The organism is Mesorhizobium abyssinicae (assembly GCF_049887195.1).
Lineage (GTDB): Bacteria > Pseudomonadota > Alphaproteobacteria > Rhizobiales > Rhizobiaceae > Mesorhizobium > Mesorhizobium abyssinicae.
On record NZ_JARAKC010000004.1, the window covers coordinates 101,814 to 117,685 of the forward strand.

A 15,872-nucleotide genomic window follows, 5' to 3' on the forward strand; every position below is an offset into this window, starting at 1 on the left:
AAAACGTCCGCTTAGACCGGTTCCCTCGCCATGACAAGGCAGGTGTTCTGGCCTCCGAAGCCGAAGGAGTTCGACAGTACAGTGCCGACCTCGGCGTTGCGCTTCTTGTTGGGCACCACGTCGAGCACGATCGCCGGGTCGGGATTGTCGTAGTTGATGGTCGGCGGAATGACGCTTTCGCGCATGGTCATCAGCGAGAAAGCGGCCTCGACCGCGCCGGCTGCCGACAGCGTGTGGCCGATCATCGACTTGTTGGACGAGATCGGCATCGAGCCGATCCGCTCGCCGAATACGGTCGACAACGACAGATGCTCCATCTTGTCGTTTTCAGGCGTCGAGGTGCCATGCGCGTTGACGTAGTCGATCTCGTCCTCACTCAGGCCGGCATCGGCAAGGGCGGCGCGCACCGCAGCGATCGCCGGCGAACCATCGGGCTTGGAGCGGGTGCGGTGGAAATCGTCGGCCTTTTCGCCGCAGCCGCGCATGATGCCGAGGATAGGGGCGCCACGGGCAAGGGCCGCCTCCAGCGATTCCAGCACCAGCGCGCCGGATCCCTCGGCGAGCACAAAGCCGTCGCGATCCTTGGAAAAAGGCTTCGACGCCTTTTCCGGGATGTCGTTGTGAGTGGAGAGCGCCGAAAGCAGCGAGAAGCGGATCAGCGCCTCGGCGGTTGCCGAGCCGTCGGCGCCGATCGACAGCGCCTTGTCGCATTCGCCGCGGCGGATCGCCTCGACGCCGAGCTGGATGGCGGTGGCGCCGGAAGCGCAGGCGGTCGACAGCGTGATCGGCAGGCCGCGCGTTCCGAAACGGTCGGCCAGCCGGTCGGCGATCGAACCGAACTGGGTGGTCTCGAAGATGTCGAGTTCCTTCAGCGCGCGCGCCACGCGCAGCAGCCTCTCGGCGCCGGCATCCTGCTTATCGGAATTGTAGAGCGAGAAACGGTCGGCCCAGTCGAGTTCGACCGGCGGCGAGGCAAGGAAAAGCGGTCCGGCGAAATCGCCGCTGTCGAGGCCGGCTTCCGCCACCGCCTCCTGCGCCGCGGTCTCGGCCAGCTCGTAGGTGAGGGGGCTGGCGCCCTTGGAACTCGACGGCAGGAAGTCGACCATGCCGGAGATGCGGGTGTTCAGATGATCGACCGGAAAGCGGGTGATCGGGTGGATGCCGGACTTGCCGGAGGTGAGCGCCGCCCAATTGTCGGCCTTGCCGACGCCCAGCGACGTCACCACGCCGATGCCGGTGACGGCGACGATCGGCCTGCCCATGTGGTCGTTCAGATTGGCCATGTTTTGTCCCTGGTGGTCACTCAGGCCGCCTTGATCAGCCCCATGCCCTCGAATTGGTGATAGCCGATCGCCGTTGCAAGCACGGTCGTGGGAATGCCGGCGAACGGCTTCTCGGTCGTGGCATCGAAAGCGGGATAGGCGGCCTTGCGCTCGACGGCGAGCGCCGCGAGCGCCACGGCGAAGGGGAACTGCGCCTCCTTCATATGGCCGGTCAGCGTCGAAAAGGCACGCGCCGCGATCGCCGGGTGGGCGGCGAACGCGGCTCTTTCGGCCGCTGTGGCGGTGTGGGCGCCGGAGGCGCCGGAGATCGCCAGCAATTCGCCATTCGGCAGCGCCGTCTGATCGAGCAAGGTCGCGATCTCGGCATCGAGCCCGCCGTTCCGCCGCTTGGCGCGGCCGGACACGATGGGGCCGAGCTCGGCGTAGATCTTGCGCCCGCGGCTCGTCGCGTGCTCGCGCTGCTCCAGCACCAGGAAGGCGCCGCCGGATCCGGTCACCACGCCGCCGCCTTCGCCGCCCTGCCTTTGCCAGACAGGCTTCCAGGCGCCACGATGCAGGTAGCCGGCCAACTCGTAGCCAAGCAGCATGTCGGAATGCTCGGTCTGGAAGGCGCCGCCGACCAGCACATGCGTCGACTGTCCCGAGCGGATGCGCGCGGCAGCCGTCTCGACGGCGGCGACGCCAGCGCCTTCCTCACCCATGAAGGTGCGGGACGACCCGGTGACCTTGTGGACGATCGAAATGTTGCCAGCGAGCAGATTGGAGAGCTGGGCGAGGAACAGCGTCGGGCGCAGTTCAGTGGTCAGCTTCTCGTTGAGCAGCACGTCGCGGTCGTTGCGGCTTTCGGATGCGGCGAGGATGGCGGCATCGACCGCCTCGTCGCGCTCGCCGCCGCCGGCCGCCACCACCATGTCCATCGTCGCGCAGAGCTCGTCATTGCCCTTGATGCCGGCATCGTCCAGCGCCAGACCCGCCGCATAGGTGCCGAGCCGCTGCCAGGTCTCCATCTGCCGCTGGTCGCCGCGCTTGGCGATCTGCAGGTTCCAGTCGATCTCCGGCAGCGGGTGGATGGTATAGGGCGCAAAGCGCGCGGCATCGAGCACCGGCTCAAGGCCGGGCTGGGCGAGCTTCTGCCAGTGCGCATCCGGACCCTCTCCCAGCGAGGAGACAAGGCCGATACCGGTGATGACGACGTCGTGGGGGCTGCTCATGGGCGGCTTTGTGGGTCACGTGGCCGGGCGCGTCAAGTTCACGCCCGAACCGCCTCAGGCGTTCTTGGCCGCGACCAGCGCGTCGATCTTGGCGCACAGGTTCTTCATGACGAAATAGTCGTCGGTCGAGGCCTTGCCGTCGTTGACCTCCTGCGTCCACTTCTCCAGCGGCACCTTGATGCCGAATTCCTTGTCGATGGCAAAGACGATGTCGAGGAAATCGAGGCTGTCGATGCCGAGATCGTCGATGGTGTGGCTTTCGGGCGTGATCGTTTCGATATCGATCTCGCTGGTGTCGGCAATGATCTTGGCGACTTTGTCGAACGTGGTGGACAAGGGCTCTTCCTTCGGTTGCGGGCGGAATCTGTCCGCATCTTGTTTGGGCGCTGTCTAATCGGTTTTTCCGGGCAGGAAAAGGGCTGATAAGCCCGCTCCAGATGGGATGCTGGCTTTCGAAACGCAAGAAGGGCCGCCGGACTACCGGCGGCCCTTCCCATTTGACGTCACGTCAGCTCAGTTTTCACGGAGCTTGACCAGGTCGTTCAGCAGTCCGCCCGTCCCGTTGTGGACGGTCAGCCGCTCGACCTTGCCGGCGATGGCTTCCAGAGCCTCGAGCTCCTTCAGCCGCAGCATCACCGGGTTCTCGGCCATCACCTTGGCCGTGTTGAGGAGCGAACGCGTCGCGTTCGTTTCCTCGCGCCGGCGGATGACGTTGGCCTCGGCCTGCTTCTCGGCCGAAACCACCTGGTTGAGGATCTCGCGCATCTCGCCCGGCAGGATCACATCCTTGAGCGCGATGTCGCTGACCTCGACCCCGATCTCGGCCATGTCGGCGCGGACCTTGGCCGCCGCCTCCTCGTCGACCGTCACCTTCTTTTCAAGGATCTGGTCGAGCGTGAGCGCGCCAAGCGTCTTGCGGAACGCGTACTGCAGGGCGCGGTAGAGGGCTTCAGAGAAGTCCTTCACCGCGCTCACCGCCTTGACCGGATCGACGACCCGGTATTCGGCGGCGATGTTGACGCGGATCGTCACGCGATCCTTGGTCAGCACTTCCTGCCCGGCGACGTCGAGCGACTGGCGCTTGAGGTCGACGACCTTCATCTGCACCATGCGCCCGACGTTCCAGAAGGCGTGCACGCCCGCGGCAAGCGTCCGCGCCAGCGCCCCGTCGACGAACAGCAGTCCGGCCTGACCGTCGACCACCGGGTGAACGGACATCAGTTCCGTCTTGCGGGCCTGGCCGAGCCGGCGCATCAGCGCCGGATCGATCGCAAGATCGGCCGAGGTGTCGACCAGCGTTACCTTCCACGGGCCGGCATCGGTCCACAGCACGAGCTTGCGGTCCGGCGCCAGGACGGCATGGAGGTTGCCGTCACGCTCGATGACGGCGACATCCGTGCGCCCGGTGCGAACGACGGTGAAATGACGCGCCGCCACATCCGGCAGCTTGTCGAACAGCGCCTTCTCGTAGGCCGAAACGAATTCCGGGTTCTTCAGGTCGTGCCGGGACACTTCAAGGCGTCCGCGCCGGTTGGCAAGCCAATGCTCACCCGGCATCAGGACAGCCTTGATCTCCCCCTTATAGAGGGTGACGGCCCGTTCGTTTTCCTTAACAAGGACGCGCTCGCGCCCGAGAACCTTATCGAGAATGGTCATTGGCTTCACTCCTGTCGGGCATGGCCCCATGCGAGGCGTCAACTCATGCGTCGATCATCCTTTTCGTTTCTCGTTTCCTTTTCCCGGCACGAATGATCCGGAGACCGGTGGCATCGCCAAGCAGCGGGCTGTCGGGAGCGGATCGCGAGGCAGCGAAGCGGGCGCCGGAGGCCTTGGCCTCCTAGCCGGCGACACTGCGCCTTGATCGTCACCGCGGGCCTGGCCGCGAGCCGATGGCGTCGGATCTGCCGATACGGTCTTGGCCCGAAGGCTTCGGCCGTCCGTCAGCTCTTTCGCATTCCAGTCCCCGGACCGATTTTCCGAATAACACCGTGACAGGGTGGCTTGGCTTGGAAGGCCAATGGAGAAGGATTCGAACCTTCGACCGTCAGATTCGTGATCTGATGCTCTACCCAACTGAGCTATCCGTGGTGCAGACAGCAGGATTCGAACCTGCGACCTCCGGATCCAAATCCGGCGCTCTCCCCCTGAGCTACATCCGCGATCCCAACCTCCGAAACGGCGCCGTACACAGGGCGGCAGTGCCACCTGCGCGGGCGGAGACGAAAGCTCCAACCGTTGTGCTCGCTTCGGTTTTCGTGACCGGGAGCGCGCCTATAGACCCTGCGACGGGTTGTCGCAAGCGGCATTGTCGCGGCGGATTTGCGGCTTCTTTCAGTAGTGGCATTTCGGCAACATTTGCAACCGTCGCCTGTATCAGGCTCGCGTCCGTCAGAAAGTGACGCGACCAAGCACCCTTAGGCCGTCGCCCTGTGGCTCGACCACCACCGCTTCGCCTTCGCGCGGCGCGACGCCGGTCAGCGCCATGATGTTCTCCAGATGGGTGACCAGCACGAGATTGTCGGAACCGGAATAGCCGCGAATCTCCTTGAGCGTCGCCTCAAGCTGTGCGGCCTTCTCGGCGGGATCGGTCTTCAGGAGGTCGAGTGGGGCGAAAGGCTCGGGCTCGGCCTCGAAGGCGATGCGGGCGGTGTCGAGGCAGCGGCAGTAGCGGCTGGAGAGCACGCGCTCGATGGGTGCTGCGCGGGCGGCGAACAGGGCGCCGATCCGGCTAGCTTGCTGTTGGCCGCGCGCCGACAAATTGAGCTGCGTCGGGCATTTGGCGATGTCGAAATTGGCTGGATCGGCAGCGCCGGTGACCATGGCATGGCGCAAAAGCACGATATGGCCGCCGTCGCGCAGCAGCGCCCAGCCGGCATCCGTCGCATGCGCCGTGGCAGAAGCGAGGAGCAGCATCAGCGCCAGGAGAAATCGAACCATCAGCCATCCTTCTTGCATCCACCGGCAGCGACGGCGGTGAGCGCCATATAGGGACCGCAAAGCCGGCTGAAAGACAAGCTCGGGCTATTTCTTCGCCAGTTGCTGCTTCACCAGCTCGATCTTCTTGTCGGTGAGCGGGATCGGGATGGTGTAGCCGGCTTCGACAAAACCCTCCTTGGCATTTTCGAAGAACTCGATCGCTTTCAAATAATCGGCGTCGCCTCCGCCCTGGCTGGCGCGGTTCCAATGGACATCGCCGAGGTTGTTTTGCGCGAAGGCCCACTGCAGGGGTTGGCTGTCGCGGGTGAACACTTTGAGCGTCGCCTGGAAGGCCGCTTCGGCCTCGTCCAGATATTTGCCGCTGCGTTCGAGCGTGCCGAGATTAAGCAGGCTCATGCCGATGCCGTTCTGCGCGTTCGCCCAATCGAGGGGTGCCGCTTCCAAGGTCAGCACCTCGAGCGCGGCCCGGCGCGCGGCGACCGACTCGGCCAGGGACGTGGTATCGCCTTCGGCCATGCTCAGCCAATGCAGCGCCGAGCCGAGGCCGGCCTGGGCCAGCGCCCATTGCCGCGGCGTCGTCTCGCGCTTGTATTCTCGCAACGCGTCCCGATAGGCCGTCACCGCATCCTTGTAGTGTTCCGGCTTGTCGGACAGGCCGCCGAGCAATTGCAGCGTGTTGCCGAGATTGTAGGCGGTCATCGCCCAGTCGAGCGGAAAGGCGCGCCTGGTGTAGATGCGCCGCGCCGCCCGGAAGGCGGCAACCGACTGCTCCAGTCTCGCCGGATCGCGGGCTCGCTGGCCGAGCGTCTGGTAGACCGAGCCGAGATTGTTCTGGGTGGAAGCCCAGTCCATCGGGAAACGCTTGCGGGTGAAGACGGTCAGCGCATCGCCATAGGCCGTCGCCGCTTCTTCGAGCTCGCCGGTGCCGAGATCGAAGCGGGCGGCGCTGCTCAGCGCGTTGCCGAGATTGAGCCGGCTGGTCGCCCAGGAAACCGGGAAGGTCTCGCGCGTGCGGATCTCGAGCGCGGCGCGGAAGGCCGCGGCCGCCTCGGTGATCTTCGCCTGATCGTTGCGCTGCGTGCCCAGCGACACCAGCGTGTTGCCGAGATTGTTCTCAACCATTGCCCACTGCACCGGCGCCTTCTCGCGCGTGTACTCCTGCAGCGCCAGCCGATAGGCGGCCTCGGCGTCAACGAGGCGCTCGCCGCCGGGTTCGCGTTCCGAGAGCGCGTAAAGCGCCAGGCCGAGATTGTTCTGGGAGGCGGCCCAGTCGCGCGGAACCTTGTCGCGCGGCCGCTTTTCCAGCGTCGCGCGCATGGCGGCAACCGCTTCGTTCAAGCGCTTGGGGTCGCTCTCCCGTTCGCCGATCTTCAACAGGACATTGGCGAGATTGTTCTGGGCTGCGGCCCAGTTGAGGTCGTCCTTCTCGCGCTCGAAGACGACCAGCGAGTCCCGGAAGATCCGTGCCGCTTCATCGAGCCTGGCCGTGTCGGTTTCGCGCTCGCCAATGGTCTGCAGCACCACCGCCATGTTGTTGCGGGTGATCGCCCAGTCGCGGTTCTGTTGGCCATTGGGGATAAAGCCGAGGATGACCTGATAGGCATCGGTCGCCTGCTCGAGCGCCTTCCTGTCGCCGGTGGCATCGCCATGCGCGTTCAGCGCCTCGGCCTCCTGGTTCTTGTAGTTCCAGCGCAGCTTGTCGTCCCACTTCTCGACCAGCGAGAACGCCTTGCCGTAGTCACTGGCGGCGGCGCTGTAGTCGAAGACCAGCGCCGAGGCATCGGCTCGCCTGGCATAGATGGCGGCATCGGCGAGGCGCTTCTGCCGGACCAGTTCCTCCGCCTGGTCGACGGCGCCGCGGGTCTGCTCGACCCGGCGCACCGCTTCGTCGAGGAACTTGTGCGCGGTGACTATCGCGCCCTGGCCGATCGCCTTGTCGGCCGAGGCTACGAGGCGCTTGATCTCGGGGTCGTCGGTGCTGAGCGCGTCGCGCTCTGACAGCATCTTCTTCAGCCGCTCGGCCTGGGCATCGAGGAGCTTTTCCAGGTCCGTTGGGTCCTCGGGTATCTTCTCCGTGCCCAGTGCCCTGAGCACGCCATAGAGCGCGTCGAGCGGCACGCCGTCCTGCTGCGAAGCCAGTTCCACTTGCGAGCGCTTCGGATCGGGCAGGTCGGCGATGGTCAAAAGCAGCTGCCGCCGCTCGCCGGTGATCAGCCCCTCATCGCCGGCCGGCTCCGGCGGCGCGACGCCGAAATAGAGCAGCCGGCGCAGGCTTTCGTTGACCCATGGCCGTTGCCTGGCCTTGGTGTCGAGATAGACCTCCTCGGTCACCATGCGCATGACCGAGCCGAATTCGGTGCCCTTCATCGCGGCGAGGTGGCGCAGCAGCGCCGCCGCATAGGGGCTGTTCTCGCCGGCGGCGCCATCGAGCGCCGGGCGTCCGGGCTCGGCGGCGAAGCCGACCACGGTTCCGAGGTTTTCCGTCGCCGGCGCGCTGCCGAGCGCCTTGGCGCCGCGCACCGGTTCCAGCCCGCCGGCGCCGATCGGCGAGGCCGAGGCGGACGGCGCGCGGCGCAACTCAGCGTCAGGCGGAAACGGATTGGTGCGGCAGGCATCGAGCAGCATGATCGTCACCGGCACCGTCTTCTTCAGCTCCTCCATGACGGCGGAGATCGGCACCAGGGCGTTGTCGGCATCCTTCAGCGAGGACATATCGGCATCGACCGGGACCAGGTAGTTCTGGCCGCCGGCCTCGATGCCGTGGCCGGAATAATAGATGAAGGCGACATCGGCGCCCTCGGCGTCCTCGACGAAGCGCTCGAGGTCGCGCTTCAGTTTCGCGGCATCGCGATCGGTGACGCTGCGGGCATCGAAGCCGAGATCGGTCAGCATCTTGGCCATGTCGCGGGCGTCGTTGGCCGGGTTTGGCAGGGTGGCGATGTGCTCGTAGGCCGATTGGCCGACGATGAGAGCGACGCCCTTGAGGTTCTCCGCGCCGTTGGCCAGCGTCGCGACGAGACAGAGCAAGCCGGTGACGAAAACCGTCAGCCACGCCCTTGCCGAAAGGTGATGGTTCGGGGTTTTGAGCAAACCCATTCGCCGCGTATCCCCCTGACGATCCCAAGCCTCTATAACGCTGCCAGCCGACCTTGATCAATTCGGGCGGGGGCAGGAAGCGGGGTAGGCCTTCCTCGGCCGGCGCGATTGCGTTGCAAACGGGGCTCGCCTATCACGGGAAAAATGTCCCCGCTCACCGAAACCGTCCTTTTCGTCTTCAGCCTCGTCGCGCTCGGCTACCTTGCCGGGTTCACCGGCTATCTGAGGCCGGCGAGCGGCGAGGGCATCTCGGAATTCGCCATCAACGTGGCGATGCCGCTGCTTCTGTTCCAGACGATGGTGAAGTCCGATTTCCACGGCGTGGCGCCGTGGTCGCTATGGGGCGCCTATTTTACGGCAGTGGCCATCACCTGGGCGGTGGGGCATCTCGTCACCACTCGGGTCTTCGGCAGGGATTCGCGCACGGGCATCGTCGGCGGCGTGTCGTCTGGCTATTCCAACATCGTCCTGCTCGGCGCGCCCTTCATCCTCGGCATATTCGGACCGAGCGGCTTCGAGGTCCTGTCGCTGCTGGTCTCCGTCCACCTGCCGGTCACGATGATGGCCTCGATCGTCCTGTTCGAGATGTTCGGCCGCGGCGCCGGCGAGCCCGCGCATCCGCTGCGCGTCGTCACCAGCTTCCTCAGGCGACTGTTCCTCAATCCGCTGATCATCGGCATACTCGCCGGACTTGCCTTCCGCCTGAGCGGCGCGCCGCTGCCGGAGCTCGTCTCGCGTGTGGTCGATGCTCTGGCGGATACCGCCGGGCCGGTGGCGCTGTTCGCCATGGGGCTCAGCCTGCGCCGCTTCGGCATTTCCGGCAACATCCGGCCGGCGCTGGCGCTGTCGGCGCTGAAACTGTTCCTGTTGCCGGGGCTGGTGCTTGGCCTGGTCTGGCTGCTTGGCCTGCCGCCGCTGACGGCCAAGGTGGCGGTGGTGGCGGCGGCGCTGCCCTCGGGCATCAATTCCTACCTGATCGCTGTCCAGTTCAACACCGGCCAGGCGCTGGCGTCGAACCAGATAACCATCGCGACGGCGAGTGCGGTGGTGACCACGTCCTTCTGGCTGACGGTGGTTCTCCACGTCTTCGGATAGGGGAGCGGCCGCGCGGCCAACTCTCGCCTTTGCTGGTCTAACCCCTATATGCCATCTTGCGATTGCTTGCCGGCCTTTCCCTAGGTAAGAGCAATGCGCCAGCGTGCGGCCACAGCACGCCCAACGAATATCCAGAAAAACGGCCGATCAGCGCGCCGAACGGAGGCCAGACCATGCTTCAGAAAACCAGCCATTTCATGCGCCAGGCCAATCTCATCAATGGCGAATGGGTGCAGGCCGACAGCGGCCAGACGGTCGACGTCAACAACCCCGCCACGGGCTTGAAGATCGGCACCGTGCCGAAGGCCGGCAAGGCCGAGACGCGCCGCGCCATCGAGGCCGCCGAGGAAGCCTTCAAGTCCTGGCGTAAAACCACCGCGCTCGAGCGCTCGAAGCTCTTGCGCAAGCTGCACGACGCCATGATGGACAATCAGGACGTGCTCGCCGAGTTGTTGACCATCGAGCAGGGCAAGTCGCTGTTTGAATCGAAGGGCGAGATCGGCTCGGCCGCCGCCTATATTCTTTGGTTCGCCGAGGAAGGCCGCCGCACGTATGGCGACATCGTGCCGTCGCCCTGGGGCGACCGCCGCATCCTGGTGACCAAGGAGCCCGTCGGCGTCATCGCCGCCATCACTCCTTGGAATTTCCCGTCCTCGATGCTCGCCCGCAAGCTCGGGCCGGCGCTGGCCGCCGGCTGCACCGCCGTGGTCAAGCCAGCCTCGCAGACGCCGTATTCCGGCCTCGCCTGGGGCGCGCTCGCCGAGGAAGTCGGCTTCCCCAAGGGCGTCATCAACATCCTGACCGGTTCGGCGGCCGAGATCGGCGACGAGATCTGCGCCAATCCGCTGGTCAAGAAGATCACCTTCACCGGCTCGACCGAGATCGGTAAACTTCTCATCCAGAAGTCGTCGGTGACGGTCAAGAAAGTGTCGATGGAGCTCGGCGGCAATGCGCCGTTCATCGTCTTCGACGACGCCGACATCGACCGCGCCGTGGCCGGCGCCATCACCGCCAAGTACCGCAATTCGGGCCAGACCTGCGTGTGCACCAACCGCTTCCTGGTGCAGGCCGGCGTCTATGACAAGTTCGTCGACAAGCTGGTCGTCGCCAGCAACAATCTGAAGGTCGGGTCCGGTCTCGAAGAGGGCGTGCAGCAGGGGCCGCTGATCGACGACAAGGCGGTCGAGAAGGTCGAGGAGCTGATCGCCGACGCGACGTCGAAGGGCGGCAAGGTTGTGGCCGGCGGCAAGCGGCACGCGCTTGGCGGTTCTTTCTTCCAGCCGACGGTGATCGCCGACGCGACGCCGAAGATGCGCTTCATGAAGGAAGAGATCTTCGGCCCGGTCGCTCCGGTGTTCAAGTTCGACACCGAGGAAGAGGCGATCGCGCTCGCCAACGACACCGAATTCGGCCTTGCCTGCTATTTCTACACTGGCGATCTCGGCCGCGCCTTCCGGGTCATGGAAGGGCTGAAATACGGCATGGTCGGCGTCAATGAAGGCCTGATCACCACGCCGGAAGCGCCCTTCGGCGGCGTCAAGGAGTCCGGCCTCGGCAAGGAAGGCGGACATCAGGGGATCGAGGACTATCTCGACACCAAATATGTCTGCATCGGCGGCCTCGGCCTCTGACAACCAAGCGGAAGGACAGGCGCAAAGCCTGCCTTTCTTGTATTGCAAACCCGGTCGGGACCGGCCGGGTCAATAGATCAACGAACTGACTTTCGGGCATGACGATGAAGGACGGCGAGGTCTTCGGCACGACGCAGGCGGGCGAACCCGTGCGCCGTTTCACCATTCGTGGCGGCGGCCTCTCCGCCAACATCATCGGGCTTGGCGCGATCATCCAGGACCTGCGGCTCGCCGGCCACGACGCGCCGCTGGTGCTGGGCTACGACCGTTTCGAGCCGTATGAGACGGACCGCGCCTTCTTCGGCGCCGTCGTCGGCCGCTTTGCCAACCGCATTGGCGACGGCCGTTTCACCATCGCCGGCAAGCGCTACCAGACGGAACGAAACTTCCTCGACAAACACACGCTGCATGGCGGCTCGCAGGGCTATTTCCACCGGCCGTGGACGGTTTCGCTGCATGGCCGGGATTTCGTGACGCTGACCTTGCATGACCCGGACGGCACGATGGGCTTTCCCGGCGCGCTCGACGTGACCTGCACCTACCGGCTCAAGATTCCCGGCACGCTCAGCGTCGAACTGACCGCCACGACCTCCGAGGAGCCGACGCTGTGCAATCTCGCGCAGCACTCCTATTTCAACCTCGACGACGGCGGCGCCGGCGATATCCTTGACCATCGGCTGATGCTGAACGCCGGCGCCTACACGCCGGTCGACGGCGAGATGATCCCGACAGGCGTGGTCAAGCCGGTCGACGGCACGCCCTTTGACTTCCGCCAGGCGCGTCCGTTGCGCATGGAGAGCGAGGGCGAGCAGCTTCCCTATGATCTCAATTTCTGCCTGGCCTCGGCTCGCGGACCGTTGCGGCAGGCTGCCTGGGCGCAAGGCGCTTCATCGGGCGTCGAAATGGAAGTCTGGACCACCGAGCCCGGCCTGCAGCTCTATACCGGCCAGTACCTGCAGCCGTCCTCGGCAGGCCTGGACGGACGCCAGTACAAGGCCTTTTCGGGTCTCTGCCTGGAGGCGCAGGTTTGGCCCGACGCGCCGAACCGGCCGTATTTCCCGCAGGCCACGCTGTGGCCGGGGCAGATCTACCATCAGGTCACCGAGTACCGGTTCCGACTGCCTTGAAGGTGTGTTGATATTCAGGTGAAGCCGGCCTGCGAACGCTGGTTTCTGCGCTTCCGGTGCTCACGTACTGAAGTACGCTCCGCTCCGGTTCTCGAAAACAACCGTTTTGGTCGCTTCGCGCCCGTCTTCGACACCGACTCGGCCTACCTGAATCTCAATACACCTTAGCTAGTTGCCGAACGCCGCTCTCAGCGTTTCGAACGGCGCCAGCGCGCCGCGCACCTGTACGACCGCGGCGGCGACGCGGTGCGCACGCTCGGCTGCCTCAGCCGGGCCATGGCCGGCAAGCCGGGCGGCGAGGTAGCCGCCGTTGAAGGAATCGCCGGCGCCGGTGGTATCGACCGGGGTGGCGACATGCACGGCCGGTACCAACTGGCAGGCGCCGTCGACGGCGATCAGCGCCGCGTCCTCGCCATTCTTGACGACGATTTCGCCGACCAATCGGCCAAGCCGGTCGGCAGTCGCCTGCGGTGTCGCGTCGCCAAACAGCATCTGCTCGTCGGGAAAGGTTGGCAGCGCGATATCGGTTACAGCCAACGCTTCGCTGGTTGCCGCCTGCGCCTCCTCGCGGCTGCGCCACAGCCGCGGCCGGTAGTTGGGATCGAAGGCGACGAGCGAACCAGCCGTGCGCGCCTTGGCCACCGCCTTCAGCAATGTCTGGCGTCCGGCGTCCTCCAGAATTCCCAAAGTGATTCCGGAAAAATAGACAAGTGCCTGGTTTTCAAGGTTTTTGGCCAGTGCGTCCGGATCCGAAGCCAGTTGCCTGGCGGCGGCGTCGGCGCGCCAGTAGGTGAAGGCGCGTTCGGCGCCGGTCAGCGTGATGGCGTAAAGGCCTGGCCGGGCGCCGGGAATGACAGGGCTTTGGCCGATGCCGATGCCGTTTTCGGCGAAGAAGGCGATCTGCCCTTGCGAGAACGGGTCGTCGCCGAAGGCCGAGACATAAGTCGCCGGCCGCTCGCCGCTCAGCGCATGCAGCGCCCACAGCATGTTGAACGTGTCGCCGGCAAAGCCCATGCGCCAGTTCGGTCCCGCCTGGCCCGACAGTTCGAGCATGCACTCGCCGATCGAGGCGACGCCATTTGCAGCCATCTATCTGTCTCCCGGTGCATGTCGCGCAAAAGTGTCTAGCGTTTTGGGGATGACGACATGCACAAACCAACGAGGTGCTGCTGTAGCTTTTTGCGACCGGCAACGCCATGCTTGGCGGCTGCGGATTTTTGCGTCAGAAGCGGTTTCCCACAGTCGCGGCGGGATGCGATGCGTCCGCTGGAACGTTGTCTTTGGAGAAGGAACCGGTTTGGCATCCCTATGGCGCTATCTTCTCGCGGGTCTTGGTCTGGCCGCCTTGCTGGCTGGCGTTCTTGCGATCGTGTACCTGACCGCTCCGCAAACGACGCCGGGCCCCGACACGTCGCGCTCGAAGACGACGGCAAACGGGCTGTTCGTCGCCAGTTTCCAGCCGGAGCGGGGCGGGGTCCGGCAAGGCGAATTGCAGTCTTGGCAGCTGACGCTGAAGACAGTCAAGGGCGATCCGGTGGAGGGAGCGGCGATTGCTGTTTCCGGCGGCATGCCGCAGCACAATCACGGCCTGCCGACCAGCCCGCAGGCGACCGACTATCTGGGCGAAGGGCGCTATCGCATCGATGGGCTGAAATTCACGATGAGCGGCTGGTGGCAGCTGCGCTTTGCCATTTCCGCGGCGGCCGGGTCCGATACGGTCGTCTTCAACATCGTGCTGTGAGCGGTCGATGAGGCGCCTCCTGCTGGTCCTGCCTCTCGTCGCACTGGTCGCCATGGCGTTGCTTGCCGGCTGCGGCAAGCCGCAGTTTTCCGATGCCGAGAAGAAAGTCATCGCCTCGCTGGCGCTGAACACGCTACCGCCGCTGAAGCCCGACACCACCAATCGCTTCGCCGAGGTGCCGGCGGCCGCGGCCCTAGGCTCGACGCTGTTCTTCGACCAGGGCATGAGCCGCGACGGCAACGTGTCCTGTTCGACCTGCCACAAGATCGACCGCCAGTTCCAGGACGACCTGCCGCAAGCGGTCGGCATCGGCCGCACCAACCGGCGCACCATGCCGCTGGCCGGCGTGGCGCGCGATCCCTGGTTCTTCTGGGACGGGCGGCGCGACAGCCTGTGGGCGCAGGCGTTGACGCCGCTCGAAAACCCGCTCGAGCATGGCGGAAACCGCGCCGCCTTCGCGCATTACATCAAGAAACGCTTCGGCGAGCGCTACGAGCGCATCTTCGGGCCGCTGCCCGATCTCTCCACCGTGCCCGCCAATGCCAGCCCGCTCGGCACGGATGCCGAGAAGGCGGCCTGGGCCGCCATGCCCGTCAGCCAGGCCGAGGACGTCAACCGCGTCTTTGCCAATATCGGCAAGGCGATCGGCGCTTTCGAGCGGTCGATCGAGCCGCCGCAGACGCGCTTCGACCGTTTCGCCATCGATCTGGCATCTGGCGCCGAGCCACAGGGGGACGACGCCTTGTCGCCCGAGGAGATGCTTGGTCTGAAGCTGTTCATCGGCAAGGCCAATTGCGTGACCTGCCACAATGGTCCGCGTTTCACCGACAACTCTTTCCACAACACCGGCGTGCCGCCGGTCAAGGACCTGCCGCCGGATCGCGGCCGCATCGATGCCGTAGTGCAGGTCGAGGCCGACCCGTTCAACTGCTTAGGCAAGTTCCGCGACGGCGACGACAACGCGTGCCGCGAGCTGCGCTTCATGGTGAAGGGCGGGCCGGACCTGGTGCGCGCCTACAAGACGCCGTCGCTCCGAGGGGCCGCTGCCCGCGCGCCCTACATGCATGCCGGCCAGTTCTCGTCGCTCGAAGAGGTGGTCGAGCACTATTCGAAGGCGCCGGCGAGCGTCGAAGGTGTTTCCGAGGTCCACCCGGTCGAGCTTTCCGACCGCGAGCGCGCGGCGCTGGTGGCGTTCCTGAAGACGCTGTCGGAATGAGCTAGCGGTCCTTGACCGTCTCCATCGCCACGAAGGTGGAAGTCTGGGCAACATGCGGGAGAGCCGAAATGCGCTCGCCCAGCACCCGACGATAGGCGGCGATGTCGGTGGTGCGGACCTTCAACAGATAGTCGAAGCTCGACGCCATCATGTGGCATTGCTCGATCTCGGGGACTGCCTGCACGGATCGATTGAAGGCGTCGAGCGCGGCCGAGCGGGTGTCCGACAATTTCACCTGGACGAACGCGACGTGGCCTTCTCCCATGCGCTCGCGATCGATGATCGCCTGGTAACCCCTGATGTAACCGTCCTTCTCCAGGCGCTTGACGCGCGCCTGCACCGGCGTCTTCGACAGGCCGACCTTGCCGGCCAGCTCAGACATGGAAAGCCGCCCGTCGCGCGCCAGCGCCGACAGGATGTTGCGGTCGATGCGGTCCAATTGGTCTTCTGTCATCGAATTGGCAATCGAATTGGCGAGAATACTGCGCAAATCATAGTCCAATCGAACCGGCATGTCGATTTCTTTAGACCGACT

Annotated in this window: 13 protein-coding genes and 2 tRNA genes; 5 read left to right on the plus strand and 10 right to left on the minus strand. The window is 65.3% G+C overall.

Translation table 11 applies throughout. The features are described 5' to 3' along the window. Positions 1 to 11: 11 nt before the first annotated feature. From PU724_RS10865 to PU724_RS10900, 8 genes are all read right to left on the minus strand, one after another. On the minus strand, positions 12 to 1,283 hold the full coding sequence (locus PU724_RS10865; protein WP_292246511.1) for a beta-ketoacyl-ACP synthase: 1,272 nt from the start codon (positions 1,281 to 1,283) through the stop codon (positions 12 to 14). A 20-nt stretch (positions 1,284 to 1,303) separates the two neighbouring features. Further along, complete coding sequence (locus tag PU724_RS10870; RefSeq protein ID WP_354422355.1) at positions 1,304 to 2,494, minus strand: beta-ketoacyl-ACP synthase; 1,191 nt, start codon at positions 2,492 to 2,494, stop codon at positions 1,304 to 1,306. Positions 2,495 to 2,548: 54 nt separating this feature from the next. After that, entirely contained in the window at positions 2,549 to 2,830 is a 282-nt protein-coding gene (locus PU724_RS10875; protein WP_126054139.1) for an acyl carrier protein, read from the minus strand. A gap of 177 nt (positions 2,831 to 3,007) precedes the next feature. Continuing rightward, the gene (locus PU724_RS10880; protein ID WP_354422353.1) at positions 3,008 to 4,150 is read right to left on the minus strand and encodes a slipin family protein; all 1,143 of its coding nucleotides are present in this window, start codon (positions 4,148 to 4,150) and stop codon (positions 3,008 to 3,010) included. A gap of 351 nt (positions 4,151 to 4,501) precedes the next feature. Continuing rightward, positions 4,502 to 4,577, minus strand: a tRNA-Arg gene (locus PU724_RS10885). A 2-nt stretch (positions 4,578 to 4,579) separates the two neighbouring features. Further along, positions 4,580 to 4,653: transfer RNA gene (locus PU724_RS10890), tRNA-OTHER, on the minus strand. 229 nt (positions 4,654 to 4,882) lie between these two features. Beyond that, the gene (locus tag PU724_RS10895) at positions 4,883 to 5,431 is read right to left on the minus strand and encodes a histidine phosphatase family protein (RefSeq protein WP_127311155.1); all 549 of its coding nucleotides are present in this window, start codon (positions 5,429 to 5,431) and stop codon (positions 4,883 to 4,885) included. Positions 5,432 to 5,515: 84 nt separating this feature from the next. Further along, the gene (locus PU724_RS10900; RefSeq protein WP_354422351.1) at positions 5,516 to 8,527 is read right to left on the minus strand and encodes a caspase family protein; all 3,012 of its coding nucleotides are present in this window, start codon (positions 8,525 to 8,527) and stop codon (positions 5,516 to 5,518) included. Between the two features lie 144 nt (positions 8,528 to 8,671). On the opposite strand from PU724_RS10900, the gene PU724_RS10905 reads away from it, so the two are divergent. From PU724_RS10905 to PU724_RS10915, 3 genes are all read left to right on the plus strand, one after another. Beyond that, entirely contained in the window at positions 8,672 to 9,622 is a 951-nt protein-coding gene (locus PU724_RS10905) for an AEC family transporter (protein WP_354422349.1), read from the plus strand. Positions 9,623 to 9,795: 173 nt separating this feature from the next. Beyond that, the gene (locus PU724_RS10910) at positions 9,796 to 11,253 is read left to right on the plus strand and encodes an NAD-dependent succinate-semialdehyde dehydrogenase (RefSeq protein WP_126088724.1); all 1,458 of its coding nucleotides are present in this window, start codon (positions 9,796 to 9,798) and stop codon (positions 11,251 to 11,253) included. A gap of 98 nt (positions 11,254 to 11,351) precedes the next feature. Further along, on the plus strand, positions 11,352 to 12,380 hold the full coding sequence (locus PU724_RS10915) for an aldose epimerase family protein (RefSeq protein ID WP_292347790.1): 1,029 nt from the start codon (positions 11,352 to 11,354) through the stop codon (positions 12,378 to 12,380). 168 nt (positions 12,381 to 12,548) lie between these two features. Here PU724_RS10915 and PU724_RS10920 read toward each other — a convergent pair whose 3' ends face one another. Next, on the minus strand, positions 12,549 to 13,469 hold the full coding sequence (locus tag PU724_RS10920) for a sugar kinase (protein WP_354422346.1): 921 nt from the start codon (positions 13,467 to 13,469) through the stop codon (positions 12,549 to 12,551). A gap of 208 nt (positions 13,470 to 13,677) precedes the next feature. On the opposite strand from PU724_RS10920, the gene PU724_RS10925 reads away from it, so the two are divergent. After that, entirely contained in the window at positions 13,678 to 14,121 is a 444-nt protein-coding gene (locus tag PU724_RS10925; protein ID WP_426213205.1) for a FixH family protein, read from the plus strand. Between the two features lie 7 nt (positions 14,122 to 14,128). Continuing rightward, positions 14,129 to 15,337, plus strand: coding sequence for a cytochrome-c peroxidase (locus PU724_RS10930; protein ID WP_127285678.1), 1,209 nt, complete (start codon positions 14,129 to 14,131; stop codon positions 15,335 to 15,337). A 1-nt stretch (position 15,338) separates the two neighbouring features. Here PU724_RS10930 and PU724_RS10935 read toward each other — a convergent pair whose 3' ends face one another. After that, positions 15,339 to 15,791: an Lrp/AsnC family transcriptional regulator gene (locus PU724_RS10935; protein ID WP_127285682.1), complete on the minus strand. Its 453-nt coding sequence runs from the start codon at positions 15,789 to 15,791 to the stop codon at positions 15,339 to 15,341. Positions 15,792 to 15,872: the final 81 nt, after the last annotated feature.

Bases quoted from the DNA above. Each gene is read 5' to 3' on its own strand.
- PU724_RS10865 (WP_292246511.1), bottom strand. From the start codon at position 1,283: ATGGCCAATCTGAACGACCACATGGGCAGGCCGATCGTCGCCGTCACC.
- PU724_RS10870 (WP_354422355.1), bottom strand. From the start codon at position 2,494: ATGAGCAGCCCCCACGACGTCGTCATCACCGGTATCGGCCTTGTCTCC.
- PU724_RS10880 (WP_354422353.1), bottom strand. From the start codon at position 4,150: ATGACCATTCTCGATAAGGTTCTCGGGCGCGAGCGCGTCCTTGTTAAG.
- PU724_RS10895 (WP_127311155.1), bottom strand. From the start codon at position 5,431: ATGGTTCGATTTCTCCTGGCGCTGATGCTGCTCCTCGCTTCTGCCACG.
- PU724_RS10900 (WP_354422351.1), bottom strand. From the start codon at position 8,527: ATGGGTTTGCTCAAAACCCCGAACCATCACCTTTCGGCAAGGGCGTGG.
- PU724_RS10905 (WP_354422349.1), top strand. From the start codon at position 8,672: ATGTCCCCGCTCACCGAAACCGTCCTTTTCGTCTTCAGCCTCGTCGCG.
- PU724_RS10910 (WP_126088724.1), top strand. From the start codon at position 9,796: ATGCTTCAGAAAACCAGCCATTTCATGCGCCAGGCCAATCTCATCAAT.
- PU724_RS10915 (WP_292347790.1), top strand. From the start codon at position 11,352: ATGACGATGAAGGACGGCGAGGTCTTCGGCACGACGCAGGCGGGCGAA.
- PU724_RS10920 (WP_354422346.1), bottom strand. From the start codon at position 13,469: ATGGCTGCAAATGGCGTCGCCTCGATCGGCGAGTGCATGCTCGAACTG.
- PU724_RS10930 (WP_127285678.1), top strand. From the start codon at position 14,129: ATGAGGCGCCTCCTGCTGGTCCTGCCTCTCGTCGCACTGGTCGCCATG.
- PU724_RS10935 (WP_127285682.1), bottom strand. From the start codon at position 15,791: ATGACAGAAGACCAATTGGACCGCATCGACCGCAACATCCTGTCGGCG.